Below are 17,288 nucleotides of genomic sequence, written 5' to 3' on the forward strand. Positions count from 1 at the left end.
GGAGATGGTTTCATGAGCATTCGTACAAACATGCAGGATTTAGAAAGTATTGCTAGCCTCTTCGAGGAAATTAAGAACATCGCTGTGGCAAGACTCGTTCCAGAGGCTGCAAGAGTTCATTTTCGACAAGCGGAAAAAGAAGCCTTATTAGGAGTCAAATCTCTAATTGATGCGGCTATTGTCAGATTAGAAGAAGATGATTTCACGAAACGAGCGAACGAAAGCAATCATTTGAAACAGATTCCTGTTGAAGATTAAAGCTCTGATTACGTTAGCTAGTTTTAGTAGAACGAAACTTTAAGGAGGTGCAGCATGACCATTCAGAAGCACAGTGGATGGATGATGGAGTGGACTTCTTATCTTCATACGGCAGTCGGTTTGATATTGTTTTGGAAACCGCTCAGCGATATGGTGAAAGCAGGTGTGTGGAATTCCGTTGATCAGTCCTTCGAAAAGATGGCAGCAATCTGGTTTTTATTTTTTGGTGTATTGATGTGGATGATTGGACGAATGATGCGTTGGATGACCAAAGAGAAAAGCCTTGTGATTCCTCGCTTTGTAGGCTGGCAAATGCTCATTTTATCTGTTGTAGGAGCAATAATAATGCCTATATCGGGTTTTTGGCTTGCCATTCCGCAAGGACTTTATATCATACGAAAGTTTTAAATCGCATAAACACTACTGACATACAGCTGTCAGTAGTGTTTGGTATACTTATGTTACAAGATTCGAGAGGAGCTAATCAAATGATCAAAACAGCCGAAACATTGGAACGAATTGAGAAACTTACGCACCATTACCTAGATGAATTGCATCCACTGAGCATGGAACAACTGAAGCTTCAGTCCAATGAGGATGAATGGTCACTAGGACAGTTGTACCTCCATCTCATCAAAACAGCTCTCTTCATGCAGATTGGCAATATTGAGAAATGCCAAAGTCAAAGTGCAGATGCAGTCGATACAGTTGGGGAAAAAACAGAAGCGGGAGCAGCCATCTTTTCTCTAGGTGGTTTTCCACCTGTACGCATTAAAGTTCCAGCTTCACCACAATATACGCCCGAGCAGCCAGCTAGTAAACAGCAGATCATCGATGGCATGCAAACAGTATTGCAAAGAATGAAAGAAATCGAACCTTTGCTTGCGGACATATCTCCGAAATGTACCGCGCTGCATCCAAGATTAGGCGAGCTTAACGCGAAAGAATGGTTTGCTCTCATTGAGATGCATTATCGTCATCATCTGCAACAATTAGAGCGTTTGAAAGCAGATTTAAACAGCACGGAAACCGCTTAATATCAACAAAACGAGGGAGCTCATATAGAGCTCTCTCGTTTATTTTATTGCAAAAAAGTTTAATTTCAGTAAAAGTTCCATTTATCGCAGCCTAACACTTACTAAACATATTCATGTTTGAATAGGTACAAGAGACCCTTTGACAAAGGTTGTTGAATGAATCATAGAGTCGATAGTTAAGTGAAATAAATGCCGGCATAGAGGGGTCTGAACAAGTATGGGATTAGTTAATGCAGTAGAAGCAATCGTTAGTAATTTGTTTGAAGAGTTTCAGAAAAGCTATGAAATCAAATGCGGTTGTCAGCATTGCAAAGAGGATATTCTTGCTCTAGTTTTAAATCGCATACCTCCCAAATACACATCGAGTGAAAAAGGCCAGCTGTATATCAAAACCCTCTATTTAAATCCACAACTGCAATCCGATGTTATGAGAGAGCTCATGCGAGCTGCTCTGGTCGTAGAGCATAAACAAAACCATCTAGTTCATGAATGGGTATAAGTAAAAGGAACATAAGACGCTGATGACATTTGAATGTCATTAGCGTTTTTTTGTTTTATTAAACAAAGAGGCGGCATTAAGACATATCTATTTAATTAAGACAATATAGTTGAATATGACTAAATTGAGGGGGCGTAAGATATGGGGGCAGCTGTGGTCAAAGGATGGACAACTTTGTTTGCCGGCGTTATGTTGTTAAGTACCTTAGCAGGGTGTAGCGGGAGTGGAAGCAATGAGAACACGGCAGCGCCAAGCGGAAATACGGCCGCGCCCAGTGAGAGCGCGAAGAGCACGGAGGCACCAGCCAAACAAGTAACGCTTCATATGATTGAAAGTTTAACGAGTCCGGAACGCACCAAACTGCTTCAAGATGCCATTGCTCGGTTTCAAAAGGACAATCCAACCATCAAAGTAGAACTCATCTCCCCGCCATTCGATCAAGCGGACAACAAAATCAGAACGATGCTTGCTGCCAAGCAAGAACTCGACATCCTCGAGGTAAGGGATCTGAATATTGCCGAGTATGTGAATAATGGATATTTGGAACCATTGGATACCTACGCATCAAGTTGGGCGGATAGTAAAACGCTCTCTGGTACGTCCAAAGTTGTAGGCTCGAATAATGGCAAACTCTACTTTATCGCGAACGCTCTTTATCAAAGACAAATGTTTTATCGAAAAGATTGGTTCGACGCTAAGGGGCTTACTGCACCGAAGACGTGGGAAGAACTGGTCGATTCTGCCAAGAAGCTGACTGATCCGAAGCAAAACCGGTACGGTTTCTCATTCCGCGGAGGTCCGGGAGCTAACGGCAACTTCGATCATATGATTTATGATTATAACGATAAAGTGATGAATCTCGACGATGCGCCGTTTACGAAGGACGGCAAGTCGGTGTACAGCACACCTGAAGCTAAGCAGGCATTAGAGCTATACAAGAAGCTTTATAAAGAGGCGTCACCACCGGACTCGATCAACTGGGGATTCCAGGATCAGGTTCAAGCCTTTACATCTGGGGTAACCGGTATTTTGCTCCAGGACCCGGACGTTATCAAGGTGCTTCAGGATAAAATGGACCCCAAAACATTAGAAACAGCAGCGATGCCACTCGGTCCTAACGGCAAATCTCTGGTCAGTACCGGGGCTGCTGGATGGGGCGTAACAGCAAATTCCAAAAGTAAGAATGAAGCTTGGAAATTGATATCATATCTCTCGAGCCCGAAAGAAAATACGGAATTTTCTAAGCAAATTGGCACAATTCCGATTCATACATCGGCGACAGCCGATACGTTTTTCCAAACAGGCCCTTACAAGACGCTGCTCGACATGACGGCAAAAGCAGATGTTTTTGTCAACTTTACTCCGCCATTCAAATATCCAGGCAACGGGAGCTGGGGTGAACTCAGCATGAAAGGGCAGCAATCGTATTTGCTCGACAAGAAATCGACGGACGATACGCTGAAGGAATGGGATAAGTTTTGGTTAGATCAGAAAGCGGGAATGAAAAAATAACGAAAGTAGTTGGAAGCGGCGGGCGGTCATCGCTTGCCGCTTTTTCTTACCGGGGGGGTGAACACGTGAGTTCTCGGCAAAAATTTATTCTCTCCAGCTTGCTGCCAGCACTGCTGCTTGTACTGATCTTTACTTACTATCCGTTCTTTAAGGGCGTGGTAATGGCGTTTCAAAGTTACAAGCTGTTCAATCTTAAGCAAGTACATTTTGTCGGCATGCAAAACTTTGTTGATGCGTTTCGAGACCATCAATTTCTTGCAGCACTGAAAAACAGTGCCTACTGGGTGTTTTTCTCCTTAATTTTGCAATTTCTATTAGGGTTTATCTTGGCGCTGTTTCTGAACAAGAAATTCTGGGGACGAGGCGTGTACCAAGCCTTTATTTTTTATCCATGGGCATTATCGGGATTTCTGATCGGCCTTATTTGGAAGTGGCTGTTTAACTCACAAATCGGCGTCATCAACGATCTCTTATTGCGTCTTGGTATTATTGAAGATCGGATCGGGTTCTTGTCGGATCCCAAATGGGCGATGTCCTCCGTTATCGTCGCCAACGTATGGTACGGTATAGCCTTTTTTACCATCATGCTGTTGGCTGCTTTGCAATCTATACCTTCGGAGCTGTATGAAGCAGCGAGTATCGACGGAGCGAACGGTTATCGAAAGCTGCTTTATGTGACGATTCCGTACATTATGCCGACCATCATCGCGACAACGCTGCTGCGGGTCATTTGGATCTTCAACGATCCTACACTCATTTACGGTATGACGAATGGCGGACCGGGAGGGGCGACCCACATTTTATCCTCTTTGATGCTCAATAAAATTATTTATGACGGCGATTATGGGGCTGCCTCAGCAGTCGGGGTCATTATGATCGTCATGTTGTTTTTGTACACATTGTTTTATTTGATGGTAACGAAGTCGGAGAAGGTAGGTGACTTCTAAATGAAACGAAATTATGGGTATCGGCTCATCAAAGTTGGCTTTCTTTCCGTGTACTTCGTCGTGATGGTGTTTCCGTTATACTGGATCGTCATCACCTCGTTAAAGCCGCAAAAGGAAATATTCAGTTATCCCGTCCATTACTGGCCCGAACAGTTCACACTTCAAAATTACGTCAACATTTTCAAAGTATCTAAGTTTAACGTGTATATTGCCAACAGTCTTCTCGTCTCGATTTCTTCTGCTCTGATCGTAATCGTGATCGCCATATGCAGCGCTTACGTACTCGCACGATTTCGGTTTCGCGGCCACAAGCAAATTATGCTCGCATTCTTCGTCACCCAGATGCTTCCTGGATTCATTGCGCTGGCTCCGCTTTACATGATGATGTCAAACTTGCATCTGCTTAATCAGCGAATCTCATTGATCCTCATGTATACGGTCATTTTGATTCCGTTCTCCACGATTATGCTGCGAGGCTTCTTTCAGCGAATCCCTTCCAATCTGGAGGAAGCGGCGATGATCGACGGCTGTTCCCAGCTGTCTGCCCTCATGCGAGTCATTATCCCAATTATGATGCCGGGCATTTCCTCCATGTTCATTTTTGCTTTCGTCCAGAACTGGAACGAGCTTTTCTTGGCCGTCATGTTTATCGATAACGAATCGTTAAAGACACTGCCGGTAGCAATGAATTCTTTTATCCTCAAATTTAATGTCGATTGGGGCTCCATGTCTGCAGGAACTGTTCTGTCTGTACTCCCGACAATACTGTTGTTTGCCCTAGCACAGCGATTTATTGTAGAAGGATTGACTCAAGGGGCGGTGAAAGGGTAGTGAGCGCAAAGGAGAAGATGTACTCCATAGTGGCGCATGACGCGCACGATGATCGTCATCACGGAGCGATAAGTGTACCCATTTATCAGACGAGTTTATTTTCGTTCGATACGTACGAGCAATTCAACTTGGCAAGACTCGATGAACAAGAAAACTTCGTGTATTCCAGAGGCAATAATCCTACGGTGAGGTACCTGGAGGACAAGCTCGCCCAGCTAGAGCAAGGGGAAAGGGCCAAGTGCTTTGCGTCCGGAATGGCGGCGATTTCGGCAGCGATTATGTCTATAGTCAAGCAAGGTGATCACGTCATTTGCACTCATCAGGCGTACGGACCGACACGAGAATTTCTAGGTGTCTATTTGCAAAAGTTTGGGGTCGAGACGACTTTTGTCGATGGCAGCTCATTGGCAAATTGGCAACGTGCCGTTCAGCCGAATACTAAACTGCTGTATTTGGAGAGCCCGACTAGCATGATGTTCCAGCTCCAAGATATCCGAAGTTGCGTGGCGCTGGCTCAACATATTGGAGCAGAGACGATTCTCGATAATTCGTGGGCAACACCTTGTCATCAAAATCCGCTCACGATGGGGGTCAGCCTCGTCGTCCATTCAATCACGAAGTACATCTCTGGTCATAGCGATTGCGTAGGGGGAGTTGTGGTCGGCTCTCACAGATTCATGGACCCACTCATGTCAACGGAATATATGTTGTTCGGCGGCATTATGACGCCACAGACAGCGGGCTTGGTTACGCGGGGGCTGCGTACACTGCCAATGCGGATGCAGCGGCATGAAACGAGCGGGCTGAAGGTCGCTGATTATTTAGGCAGGCAGCATTATGTCCGGAAGGTTAATCATCCGGGGTTAACCAACCACCCTCAGCATGAGCTGGCTCGTACGCAGATGTCGGGATACAGCAGTTTATTTTCCTTCGAATCCGATGAGTCGGTTGTCAAATTAAGGGCTTGGGCGGATCATCTGCACTATTTCCGGATTGGAGCCAGTTGGGGCGGTTTCGAAAGCTTAGTCAATGTAAATGCCTTAAATAACGATGATCAGCAAGCTGGCTCGCTTGTTCGACTCTATATAGGTTCCGAGGATCCGGATGATTTAATTCGGGATATGGAAGAAGCATGGCGATCTGTCACACAGAGCCCTTCAGAGGGGGAGATATATGAGCAGAATGCGGGTATCAGCCAGGACGGATGAACGACAACCGCTATACTTGCAGATCCAAGAGCATTTTAAACAATTGATCCAATTAGGCGCTATGGAGGAGAACGACAAATTTCCGACAGAAAAGCAGCTGATGGAGCAATTCGGAGTCAGTCGAATGACGGTTTCCAATGCGCTTACGCAGCTGGCGAAAGACGGTTGGATTTACCGAATTCCAGGGAGAGGAAGCTTCGTTAGTCCAGAAGCCCGCTCGGAAGCAATTGAGAGCCTGGAGAACAAGCAGCTTGACTCTTTAGATGTGATAGAGCCTGATGAGCGTGCGTCCTCCCGTAAAATGATCGGCTTCGTTCTACCCTTACTTGAGGATTTCTTTGCTATCCGATTATTAAAAGGAATCCATTCCGTGCTCGCGAACACCGATTATTATGTGTCGATAGTGCTAACTCATAATAACAAGGAGCGGGAAAAGGAGGCGATTCAGGAACTGATTAAGAATGGGGCCGCTGGACTTATTATTTTTCCGAATGACGCTGAAACGTACAATGAAGAAATCTTGGTACTGAAACTGCGGAAATTCCCGTTCGTGCTCATTGACCGCTACTTGCCAGGCTTTGATACCCATTGTGTCTGTTCGGATAATTGGATGAGCGCTCAATTAGCGGTCAACCATCTGTGGGAGCTAGGCCATAGGGACATTGCTATTTGCTCCGATATTTCGATCCATACAATGACTGTCGATGAGCGGATTCGCGGCTATATGGAAGCACTGAAACAAAAAGGTTCGATGATTAACCCAGCTTTAATCGTGACAGATTTTCAATTAACGGATACGATCCCAATCGAAAAGCACCCGTTATATCATTATCTCAAATATCGCACAGCAACCGCGTTCATTACATTGAATTTGAAGTTGGGCATGAATATAGCCGATATGGTTGAAAAACTGGGAATGAAAGTACCGCGCGATCTTTCTATTTTAACGTACGATAATCCCTCATCAGCGATTGACGAAAAACCTACATTCACGCATATAGACCAACATGAGCTGGAAATTGGTGCTAAATCGGCTGAACTTCTGCTTAGATTGCTGAATAACCAGGAGAGTGTGACTGAGCCCAATAAAGTTATTGTAAAATCGGCCTTAGTGTGTGGTGAATCTACGGAAGAACTATCAGTTAAGAAATAATCATTTGTTTAAAAAAAGGAGGATTTATACGATGAATCCTATATCCAGCCCAGGAGAATTTACGGAGCTTGATCGGTTTATGTTCGAATCATGGGGCTATCTGGTTATTCCTAACGTACTCTCCGCAGAGGAGGTGAAGGAATGCCTGGAAGCATCCATCCGCTTGCACGAGTCAGAGGGTACTAAAGGTTGGGCACAGGTGGGGAAAGGTTTTGAAACGGAGTCCGCTTTGGAGCGATTGATGGATCATCCCGCTGTATTGCCTAAAGTTAGGGCGCTCTACGGAGATCGCTTCATTTTACAGTCTGCCTGGTGTACCAAACAGCCGGCATTCGGCGGGGTGGGCGGTTGGCATCAGGATGGGTCAGGTGCCTATGAATTTAGCAAACTTGGCTATCCAATACCACTTATTCAACTTCGTGCTTCCTTCTTATTGACGGACCAAACCATACCAAGAACAGGGAATATGGAGATGATCCCAGGCAGCCATAGAAGCCAAGTGCAGCTGCCAGGTGTGATTAGAACAGCCAAGGATGATGTTCCAATCGGTCATGTCATCTGTGCACCGGCGGGATCGGTCTTATTTTTTCATAATGCCGTCTGGCACCGGACTTTTGCTCATGATGGTGATTACGACCGGTATACGATGCACTATATTTATAGTCCGCCGTGGGTTCGTTGCTCAGATCGTTTCGAGAATAATCAAGAATTTTTAGATCGCACAACACCAACACGCCGTTATTTAATGGGACAATTTACAAGACCGGATGCGCCCTTCGGAGCTAGTTATCCTACTGAATTCGAGAATAGCTGAAGTTGAATAAAAGCTGGAATGGCCGCGAGTTTAGCGGTCGTTTTTTGTGTTGTAAAGCGATGTATTTGTAATGGACTTTTGCTAAATAATTGAATATGATAGTGATGTATATTATGAAACATCGTTTCACCAAATGAAACAATTGAAATCATTATTTGACTCAACAACAGATGGCCACTTTGTTTGCAGAAGGATATATAATCAGATGGGAGAGGTATGAGATGAATAATCCTAAAGACCGTTTTTCGAATCGTGTTGATACCTATGTGAAATTCCGCCCTAGTTATCCGAAAGAGGCTATTGATTATTTGTACGACGTCGTTGGTCTGCGCGCAAATGCAGTAGTTGCGGACATTGGCGCAGGGACAGGTATTTTTTCAAAGCTGCTCTTACAAAGAGGAAGCCAAGTCATCGCTGTTGAACCGAACCAAGCGATGCGGGAAGCCGCTGAGCAAATGCTAAGCGGAGATGCAAACTTCCGTACCGTGCCTGGGTCTGCTGAAGTGACTGGTCTACCGAATGAGTCCGTCGACTTTATCGTCTGTGCCCAAGCGTTTCATTGGTTTGATCGTACGGCCGCGCAAACCGAATTCCATCGGATCCTGAAGCCTGGCGGGAAGGGGCTGCTAATCTGGAACTCGCGTCTGGAACATGGCAATGCCTTCAGAGAAGAGTACGATTTACTGCTTCGTACATTCGGAAGCGATTATGAAAAAGTTACTCATAAAAATATTTCGCAGGAAACGCTGGCGTCTTTCTTTAAGAACGAGAGTATGCAGGTAGAACGATTCTCGATAACACAGGTTTTTGATTTTGAAGGTTTGAAGGGGAGGTTGATGTCATCTTCCTACATTCCCGTACCTGAGCACCCCAATTTTGCGCCGATGATGACGGAACTGCAGCAACTATTTGAACGGCATGAGCAAGGTGGAAATGTGTTTTTCGACTATGAAACTGAGGTATATTGGGGAGAGGTTTAGTAAAAGCGCGATCAATCTATTCGGAGGAGGACGTTCAATTGTCGAACAATAAAACGGCTTGTGTAACGGGAACGGATAGAGGGATTGGCCTAGCGCTTACGAGGTCATTATTGCGTGAAGGGTATACGGTTTATGCGGGGGGTATCATGGAATCCAACATAGATATAGACCAGTTGGCAGCTCAATTCCCAAATCAGCTGCACGCATTTGTGTTGGACGTAGGATCGGACGAAAGCGTAAAGAACGCCGCTAGCTTCATTCAAAGCAAAACATCTAAGCTGGAAATCTTAATCAACAATGCCGCTATCCTTGGCGATACGGAAAAAACAGTGAAAGACGAGCTCGATTTCGATGAAATTCAGCGTGTTTACAACGTGACAGCCCTCGGTGCTATCCGAATGTCGAACGCCTTAATTGAGCCTATTATGGATGGCGGCAAGCTAATTGTCAATATTTCTTCGGAAGCTGGCAGCATTGGCATTAGCGGGCGTGAAGCGTGGTTCGGTTACTGTATGGCCAAAGCCGCGCTCAATATGGGTTCCACGATCATCCACAACCAGATTCGTAAAGAAGGCGGACGTGTCCTCATTCTCCATCCTGGTTGGGTCAAAACGTATATGAGCGGCACATGGAACGAGGCGGGTACGTATACAGCGGAACAAGCGGCTGCTAATATTTTGAAACGAATAGAGGAATATAAAGAAACTAAAGAAACGCTGCGCGAAAAGCCGGTTTATCTTGAAGCAGACACCGGAAAGGAATTGCCTTGGTAAATCAAAAGGTGAGGGAGTAGAGCCGTGAGTGATATTACGAATGTACTTTTGGTCGGTGACATGACAGATGCTCCATGGCATCCATTGGAGCCTGCCAAGCAGGAGCTTAGTGGAATTCTTGGCGAAGATTTTCTGATTACGAGTACGGAGGACTACAACCATTTCACGGCATTGGATCGGAAACAATTTCCACTTTGCATTTCCTATACGGATTGCTGGAACCGTGATCTTACTCTGCAACAAACAGCCGGTTTGATTCAATATGTGGCGGGTGGAGGCGGCCTGCTTGTGATCCATAATGGGATTTCAGTTCAACGCAGTTACGAGCTGATTCATATGATCGGAGCTAAGTTTACAGGCCACCCCCCTTACCAATCTCTGGACTATTATCGATCTGCGGACAATCATCCATTACTCGAGGGTGTCGAGGACTTCAGCATGGAGGAAGAGCCCTATATGTTCGATTTTGACCCTTTTACCAAGAAAACCGCATTTCTAGAGTACGAATTTGAAGGAAATAGGTATCCAGCTGCCTGGGAGCAAGCTTACGGTCTTGGGAAAGTTATCTATTTACAACCCGGGCATCATGCTCCATCATTTAAAGCGGATGCTTATAGGCGACTTGTGCTCAACAGCGCACGTTGGTTAAGCGCTAGCAGTTAATGATTTTGTAATGTCTAGCAAGAGAAAGGAAATCATCATGTCCATAAAACTATATTACAATTCCGCTTATGTAACCGAATGGCAAACAGACATTCTCCAAACGCTTGAAAGAGAAGATGGGTATTATGTCATCCTGAAGGAGACAGCTTTCTATCCACATGGGGGCGGACAGCCTTGCGATGTTGGCTATATGAACGGGATTCCTGTGCTCGATGTGATCAATGAAGAGGATGAAGTGCTGCACAAGCTGGCACGACTTCCCGATGAGAGCAAGGTAACTTGCCAAATCGATTGGAATCGAAGATTCGACCATATGCAGCAGCATAGCGGCCAGCATCTGCTCTCTGCAGTGTGCCGTGATCTCTATCAGGCCATGACAGTTAGCTTTCATTTAGGTAACGATTATGCCACCATCGATGTGGAACAGCCAGAACTGACGCTGAACCAGCTTGCTTCCATTGAGAATGAAGTGAACCGTCAAATTTACCTGAACAACAGCATTGTTAGTTATTTTGTAACCCAAGAAGAAGCTGCTCAACTGCAGCTAGTGAAACAGCCCAAAGTGACGGATCATATTCGAATTGTCGAGATAAAAGGTGTGGAACACAACGCTTGCGGTGGGACACATGTCTCATCAACGGGCGAAATTGGTATGATAAAGCTGCTGAAAGCCGAAAAACAAAAGGGAAACACTCGGATTTACTTCTTATGCGGTTATCGCGCCTTGAAGGAGTTTAATGAAAACCAGCGGATTTTGGGTGCCTTGTCATCCAAATTCAAAACGGGTAAAGACGAGATTATCGATCGAATTGAAAAGTGGGAAAATGAACAAAAGCAGCTTCAGTCTGAAATTGTTGCTCTCAAAGAAAGAAACAACGCTTATGTGGCTCAGGAGCTGTTATCAAGCAGTGATGGCAAATTGATAGCAAGTGTGTTTGAGGATAAGACGTTTAAAGATTTACAAAGTCTGGCGGTTAAGCTAGCTTCGGAAAGTGATACACCAGTACTGCTCGCTACTGTTGCTGAGAACAAAGTTATTCTTGCTAACAACAGTAATTGTCCCCTTTCTTGCGGTGCCTTCTTCAAAGAATATGTAGGAACTTACAATGGAAAAGGCGGAGGCAGCGATATCATCGCGCAGGCGGGATTCCAGACCTGGGAGGAAGCCTTTGCTTTCTATGAGTTCACAATCCGGCAGTTTAATGAGAAATTAGGGGCGAAGATTTAGCATACATTGCTTTTGAACTAGTCGAAAGACGATTTTCAATGATTCGGTGTATTTCTTGATTCAGTTCGACAAATTTGTTGTATGCACTTACAATCTATAATGTGACTTACTCCCTATATTCTTATATAATAAATAGGCATATAATAGATTTACAGTATATAGAAGTCTACCCACGTTATTGGCAAAACCGTTTAAAGGCGGTGACGCAAAGCTAGAGGGGCTAAGGGAAACTATGCCAGCCAGCTATCACATGAGGGTAGGCTTTTTCTGTCCAAAATGACTTCTTGCAGACACTTTAGTTAGATACTAGGCCACCCGGATCTCCCTTTCGTCAGGAAGGAGGAGGGTAAAGGTGAAACCAGATGAAATGATAAAGTTGATTCTTCAATTTGGGAGTTTCCTCTTGGCATTGTTAACTTTTATAGCGTTAATTATTGTTAGAATACACTAAAAAACCTACCCCTTCGCCGCTAAACGATCAGGTAGGTGTGTATGAACCATTAGCCCCAGGAGGTCCCAAAAGCCAATGTATCTAAAAAACAGGAGTGTTGGTAGCACTCTTGTTTTTTTTAGCAAAAACCAACGATAAGGTAAAAATGTTCTCCCAAATAATAGCATAGAGATAACCCGTCGATCAACATCAAATTTGAATGAATCAAGCTTTTATTATTTTATCCTAATTAGGAGGGAATAAAAATGGAGCGACAAGTGCATGTGATTCCGTTTCAAGTTCTTGAGAAGATTGAACAGGTCAATGAAATTCCAACAGGGGTGGAAATGATTCAAGCCCCAAAAATCTGGGAACAAACCAAAGGGAAGGGGATAACGGTTGCCATATTGGATACTGGTTGCGATCTCACTCACCCTGACTTAAAAGAACGAATCATAGGCGGAATTAATTTTACGAATGATGATGGCGGCAAGACGGATGTATACATGGATTACAATGGTCATGGCACGCATGTTGCTGGTACAATCGCTGCGACCAAAAACAATAATGGTGTTGTCGGTGTAGCTCCTGAGGCTAATCTGCTTATTATTAAGGTCCTTGATAAACATGGGTCTGGTCAATACGAGTGGATCATTAATGGCATTAACTATGCGGTCGAACAAAAAGCGGATATTATCTCCATGTCCCTTGGCGGTCCAGAAAATCTTCCTGCGTTACACGAAGCTATTCAAAAAGCCGTTGCCGCTAACATTCTAGTGATTTGTGCGGCAGGTAATGAAGGCGATGGCGTTGATTCAACAGATGAGTTTGACTATCCAGGTTGTTATAACGAAGTCATTAGCGTAGGTGCGATTGACTTGGAGAGACACTCTTCCAATTTTTCGAATTCGAACAATGAAGTCGATTTAGTGGGCCCAGGAGAGAAAATTTTATCAACCTATTTAAACGGAACGTATGCGACATTAAGCGGAACTTCTATGGCAACTCCACATGTCGCCGGAGCAATGGCGCTAATAAAAGTACTTGTGAATGCAAGCTTCGAGCGAACACTCACAGAGCGTGAGCTGTATGCCCAATTAATTAAAAGAACTGTACCCTTAGGGAATTCTGCGAAACTTGAAGGCAATGGGCTTGTCTATTTAACTGTCATGGACGAGCTCTCCGAAGTATTTAATCCTAAATTCGTTGCTAAATTACTGAGCTTATGATGAATGGCAGAAAAGACATGGTTCATTGTATAGATTCAGGCAGAACGTACAAACTATATCGGATATAGAAGGAAAATGGAGGTGAATGCGGTGAAAAAGGATAAGGATTCCTATGACAAAAAATTAGAAGGCAGTTCACTTACGCATGAACAAATATCGGATGTGTATGCAGCGGGGACGAGCGACGGTATACACCAGCTTGCTGATGGTGAGGTCAAAATAACGGACGAACCTTTCGAATCCGGGCAAAAATAACTGGAAGCCTTGACCGTTAACCGGTTAAGGCTTCTATAACGTATAAGACATGGAGAACAACAGGATGGAGGTTAGAGGAGCAAAACGATGTGTGACGCTGTTGTAACTGCAATAACAAAAGCAAAGAGCAGAAAGCACTTATTCCATTTTACTAGAGTAAGGAATTTAGCGGTTATGGCACATTTCGACCAGCTATTGGCCAGTTATCAAATAAATCCCATTCCTACAGGTGAGCGCCGATTAAAGCCCGAGAAAGTGAACTATCATGAATATACGATCACACTAAATGCTCATCTGAGGATAGCTAACAGCATGATCGATGCGGCAATCACACAGGAACAATTTCGGGCGTGTTTGGACAAGCATGTATTTTTTTGGCCTACCTTAAGGGATTGTAAGAAAATGATGGACACCTATGCACGAAGAGAACCGGATGAAGGGTTTGCTGTTTTGGAATTTGATGCGTACGCATTGTTAACCGAGCATTATTCCGCAGTTAAGCTATCTAAATACGATTCAGGAAGCTCACCGCGATATCCAACTCGTTGTTCCTACAAGAAAAGCTTGGATATGTTTCTACCTATAGATGAATTCAAGCTTGTATGGAATAACTTAGTGCCAACAAAGGCATCCGAAATACGAGAGATTTTAATTGAAGGCGAAGTTACGAGAGTGTCAAAATATTTGCAAACCGTTTACGTCAATAAAAGGGAAGATGTACCCGAGAGCTGGAGAAGTTTGATGCAGCCTCTGTCTGATTTGAGTGCAAAATGATACTCGACATAAGCAGTTGTCGTTAGTGCTCATGCTTGGGCAAATCGGCAGCTGCTTTTTGTCGTGCGCGGAATCGACGTACTTTCATTAAATTACCGCACAGCTTGTCATCACAGTATCTTTTGGAGCGGTTGCGAGTATCATCATAATAAACCCATAAGCAGTTTGGATTATCGCAAATGCGTATCCTAGAGGGTTCTCCCTCAGCTATCATTTGTGCCATTGAGGATGCAATCTCAGCCTGAATATGAGACCATTGATGACCGATTGCATTCAAATTTAATTGATAACGTTCATTGGTTCTTGCAAGTTGACGAATAACAGCCCCTTCAGCCATGACTTTGTTGAGAGCTTCTATATCTTCCTCCTTAGGCGAGGAATTGGCTACGAAATCCGTCACTATCCGATGAAGGAGCGTTCTTAACTGCTTCAGCGCATTTAATTCTTTAGGAGTAGGGCGATGATCAACGGAAAGTTGGTGCTCCGCAACCCATTGATCCAACCATTCTGGTTGATCTAGGCGATCATCGACGGCTCCGTCACCTCGCCAATCATGATGTAAACTATTCAGGAAATCGTCCCACAGCATAGCTGGTAACCCCGTTCTTTTTTTAACATATTGTAACACCTTAAAATTAATTTTGCTAGTTACTTGACCTCCATAATATTCCATGTTAAATTACACTTATGTAACCAATAAATAATATTTAGGTGGTTACATAAGTGTTATCTAAGGAGGATATGTAATGAATAAAGTTGAGCTGCTGCTTCACGGATGGGATAGCTGTTATGAGAAGGAAGACTGGTATCCGCCACTTACGGATGCATTAAAAGAACTGTCCGCAGAGCAAGCCAATTGGCGGCCTGAGGGTGAAGCTGTCAACACGATCTGGGAAAATGTCCATCATCTGATTTTTTATAAAGAACGATTATTGAAAAGAATGACGGGTGAAGAATCCGATTATCCTGATGGACTGACCAATGACGATACTTTTGCCGTGCAGTCATCTTCGAATAAGGATTGGCAAGAAACCTTGGACCGTTTGCAATCCATTCATCAAGGAATTCGTGAACAGATCGCACGCTGGGATGAGGAAGATTTCGAGTACATATTCCCTAATCGGTCTCAATCTGTTGGCCGGTGGGTGAATAGCCTTATTATGCATGACGCTTATCACACGGGTCAGATCATGTTCATTCGAAAGCTGCAAGGGTCTTGGCCATCTCGTCGTTCTTTTGACTAATGGGGCTACGACTAAAGAGTATGCCATATGTTTGGCATGAAAAAAAGACACCTCGGGGTGTCTTTTTTCTCATTTATTATCCATCTTGCATTAAGCCTTAAAGTAAATTGTCAGTTGGTTAAAGGCAACGAGATAACGAATTCTGTTCCTTTTCCTAACGTACTCCGAACATTGACAGCACCGTTCATCGAACGGATTAATTGATAAGATGAGGTTAGTCCTAATCCTGTCCCTTGGCTTTTCGTTGAGAAGTAAATGGTGCCAAGCCGCTCCAACTGCTCGTTGCTCATGCCAACCCCATTATCATGGATCGTTATCTTGGCATAAATTTGGGATTCGGTAGCCATCTGAATGCTGACTTTTCCTCTTGAGATATAAGAGCATGCCTCAATGGCATTTTTGATAAAATTAATGAGTAGTTGTTTGATTTCATTTGGATTCGCAGATATATATAGTTCTTGCCCCTGATGGTGTACTTCTAATGCGACATTATTCATGTTAGCGTATGGTGTCATGATTTCTATAACGGAGTTTAACTGCGGCACAAGATCCACATGTTCATAAGTTGGACTGCTAGGTTTAGCTATGGATAGATATTCGGAAAGAATGACTTCGGTTCGCTTCATCTCTTCCACACAAATATCAATATAATAGTTGATCTTTTCTTTGGAGATCGAATCATTACGAATTAATTTCAAGAATCCCATTACGGCTGTAAGTGGGTTGCGTACTTCATGGGCAAGTGAGGCGGCAACGTGAGCGATGGTTTCAACTTTTTCGTTTTGAAGATATTTCTGGAATAGCTGCTTATCCGAAACAGCCTTATTGAAAAGGGAAATCAATAACCAAATACCCAAGGAATTTTGTACGGGCATGGCTAGGATATTAAACGTCAAGTGCTCGACTATATATTTACGTTCAGTTACAAACATTACACAAATAGGTATAGCGGAAAAGCTTAACCCAGCTAGGAAAGTTATTAGGTTTCGGTACTCGGAGCGTCGGCGATATAAGAATGATAATAGGGCAGATAAACTAAAAGTAATCACAAGAATAATCATCGCTGAAAATAGTCCTTGTCCGCCTATTAGGAGGCGGTACAAAACAAACTCAACAAGTAATATAAATCCAGTAGTCATACCGCCGTAAACCATTCCGAAAAACATGATCACGTAACGGATATCAAAAATGATTCCGTTCTGCACGCTAGAAGGAAAGGTCATGGACATAAACAGGCAAATCATACACGTAAAAGTGATAAATCGTTTGGAATAGTTTGCGGTTTTATCACGGTAGTAGATGTTATAAAGAACAAAGGGAGTTAAGGCGAACAGTAATTGCAGCAAAATATCTTTGATATAAAGCATAAAAGCCCCCTTGCTAGCTCGGAAATAATTTACCATACAAATATTCGATGTATCTGTGGAAACTTCCTCTTTGGAATTACGGAAGA

The 17,288-nt window shown here is 43.8% G+C and carries 21 protein-coding genes and 1 riboswitch; of the genes, 19 read left to right on the top strand and 2 right to left on the bottom strand.

Features of this window, described 5'->3' with window-relative positions; genetic code table 11:
* The first annotated feature begins 12 nt into the window (after positions 1-12).
* The 18 genes from NYR53_RS16760 (at position 13) to NYR53_RS16840 (ending at position 14,591) form a co-directional block, all read left to right on the top strand.
* The gene (locus NYR53_RS16760; RefSeq protein WP_261306176.1) at positions 13-258 is read left to right on the top strand and encodes a hypothetical protein; all 246 of its coding nucleotides are present in this window, start codon (positions 13-15) and stop codon (positions 256-258) included.
* Between the two features lie 54 nt (positions 259-312).
* A complete protein-coding gene (locus NYR53_RS16765) occupies positions 313-666 on the top strand; it encodes a DUF6463 family protein (RefSeq protein ID WP_261306177.1) in 354 nt (117 codons plus the stop codon).
* A gap of 83 nt (positions 667-749) precedes the next feature.
* The gene (locus NYR53_RS16770; RefSeq protein WP_261306404.1) at positions 750-1,295 is read left to right on the top strand and encodes a DinB family protein; all 546 of its coding nucleotides are present in this window, start codon (positions 750-752) and stop codon (positions 1,293-1,295) included.
* Positions 1,296-1,512: 217 nt separating this feature from the next.
* Positions 1,513-1,794 carry a late competence development ComFB family protein gene (locus NYR53_RS16775; protein WP_261306178.1) on the top strand — a complete coding sequence of 94 codons (282 nt, stop codon included), beginning with the start codon at positions 1,513-1,515 and terminating at the stop codon, positions 1,792-1,794.
* A gap of 141 nt (positions 1,795-1,935) precedes the next feature.
* Entirely contained in the window at positions 1,936-3,306 is a 1,371-nt protein-coding gene (locus tag NYR53_RS16780) for an ABC transporter substrate-binding protein (RefSeq protein ID WP_261306179.1), read from the top strand.
* 65 nt (positions 3,307-3,371) lie between these two features.
* On the top strand, positions 3,372-4,253 hold the full coding sequence (locus NYR53_RS16785; protein WP_261306180.1) for a carbohydrate ABC transporter permease: 882 nt from the start codon (positions 3,372-3,374) through the stop codon (positions 4,251-4,253).
* Positions 4,254-5,084 carry a carbohydrate ABC transporter permease gene (locus NYR53_RS16790; RefSeq protein WP_261306181.1) on the top strand — a complete coding sequence of 277 codons (831 nt, stop codon included), beginning with the start codon at positions 4,254-4,256 and terminating at the stop codon, positions 5,082-5,084.
* 17 nt (positions 5,085-5,101) lie between these two features.
* Positions 5,102-6,292: a trans-sulfuration enzyme family protein gene (locus tag NYR53_RS16795; protein ID WP_261306182.1), complete on the top strand. Its 1,191-nt coding sequence runs from the start codon at positions 5,102-5,104 to the stop codon at positions 6,290-6,292.
* The gene (locus tag NYR53_RS16800) at positions 6,258-7,445 is read left to right on the top strand and encodes a GntR family transcriptional regulator (protein WP_261306183.1); all 1,188 of its coding nucleotides are present in this window, start codon (positions 6,258-6,260) and stop codon (positions 7,443-7,445) included. Before NYR53_RS16795 ends, NYR53_RS16800 begins: the two co-directional genes overlap by 35 nt.
* Before the next feature lie 31 nt (positions 7,446-7,476).
* Entirely contained in the window at positions 7,477-8,259 is a 783-nt protein-coding gene (locus tag NYR53_RS16805; RefSeq protein WP_261306184.1) for a phytanoyl-CoA dioxygenase family protein, read from the top strand.
* Between the two features lie 221 nt (positions 8,260-8,480).
* Complete coding sequence (locus NYR53_RS16810) at positions 8,481-9,239, top strand: class I SAM-dependent methyltransferase (protein ID WP_261306185.1); 759 nt, start codon at positions 8,481-8,483, stop codon at positions 9,237-9,239.
* Between the two features lie 38 nt (positions 9,240-9,277).
* Complete coding sequence (locus NYR53_RS16815; protein WP_261306186.1) at positions 9,278-10,012, top strand: SDR family NAD(P)-dependent oxidoreductase; 735 nt, start codon at positions 9,278-9,280, stop codon at positions 10,010-10,012.
* Positions 10,013-10,036: 24 nt separating this feature from the next.
* Positions 10,037-10,675 carry a ThuA domain-containing protein gene (locus tag NYR53_RS16820; protein ID WP_261306187.1) on the top strand — a complete coding sequence of 213 codons (639 nt, stop codon included), beginning with the start codon at positions 10,037-10,039 and terminating at the stop codon, positions 10,673-10,675.
* Positions 10,676-10,712: 37 nt separating this feature from the next.
* Positions 10,713-11,903 carry an alanyl-tRNA editing protein gene (locus tag NYR53_RS16825; protein ID WP_261306188.1) on the top strand — a complete coding sequence of 397 codons (1,191 nt, stop codon included), beginning with the start codon at positions 10,713-10,715 and terminating at the stop codon, positions 11,901-11,903.
* A gap of 170 nt (positions 11,904-12,073) precedes the next feature.
* Positions 12,074-12,154, top strand: a riboswitch (cyclic di-GMP riboswitch).
* A 116-nt stretch (positions 12,155-12,270) separates the two neighbouring features.
* Positions 12,271-12,354 carry a putative holin-like toxin gene (locus tag NYR53_RS34460; protein WP_367618672.1) on the top strand — a complete coding sequence of 28 codons (84 nt, stop codon included), beginning with the start codon at positions 12,271-12,273 and terminating at the stop codon, positions 12,352-12,354.
* A 245-nt stretch (positions 12,355-12,599) separates the two neighbouring features.
* Positions 12,600-13,562, top strand: coding sequence for a S8 family peptidase (locus NYR53_RS16830; protein ID WP_261306189.1), 963 nt, complete (start codon positions 12,600-12,602; stop codon positions 13,560-13,562).
* A 90-nt stretch (positions 13,563-13,652) separates the two neighbouring features.
* On the top strand, positions 13,653-13,817 hold the full coding sequence (locus NYR53_RS16835; protein ID WP_261306190.1) for a YozQ family protein: 165 nt from the start codon (positions 13,653-13,655) through the stop codon (positions 13,815-13,817).
* Positions 13,818-13,904: 87 nt separating this feature from the next.
* Entirely contained in the window at positions 13,905-14,591 is a 687-nt protein-coding gene (locus NYR53_RS16840) for a DUF7002 family protein (protein WP_437180154.1), read from the top strand.
* A gap of 22 nt (positions 14,592-14,613) precedes the next feature.
* Here the strand turns inward: NYR53_RS16840 and NYR53_RS16845 are convergent, their stop codons facing one another.
* On the bottom strand, positions 14,614-15,264 hold the full coding sequence (locus NYR53_RS16845) for a CGNR zinc finger domain-containing protein (RefSeq protein WP_261306192.1): 651 nt from the start codon (positions 15,262-15,264) through the stop codon (positions 14,614-14,616).
* Positions 15,265-15,337: 73 nt separating this feature from the next.
* Here NYR53_RS16845 and NYR53_RS16850 point away from each other — a divergent pair, with 73 nt between their 5' ends.
* Positions 15,338-15,835 (top strand): DinB family protein, encoded by a 498-nt coding sequence (locus NYR53_RS16850; RefSeq protein WP_261306193.1) that lies wholly within the window; start codon positions 15,338-15,340, stop codon positions 15,833-15,835.
* Positions 15,836-15,945: 110 nt separating this feature from the next.
* On the opposite strand, the gene NYR53_RS16855 is transcribed toward NYR53_RS16850, so the two are convergent.
* The gene (locus tag NYR53_RS16855) at positions 15,946-17,202 is read right to left on the bottom strand and encodes an ATP-binding protein (RefSeq protein WP_261306194.1); all 1,257 of its coding nucleotides are present in this window, start codon (positions 17,200-17,202) and stop codon (positions 15,946-15,948) included.
* Between the last annotated feature and the right edge of the window lie 86 nt (positions 17,203-17,288).

It is taken from the genome of Paenibacillus andongensis (genome assembly GCF_025369935.1).
GTDB classification, from domain to species: domain Bacteria; phylum Bacillota; class Bacilli; order Paenibacillales; family NBRC-103111; genus Paenibacillus_E; species Paenibacillus_E andongensis.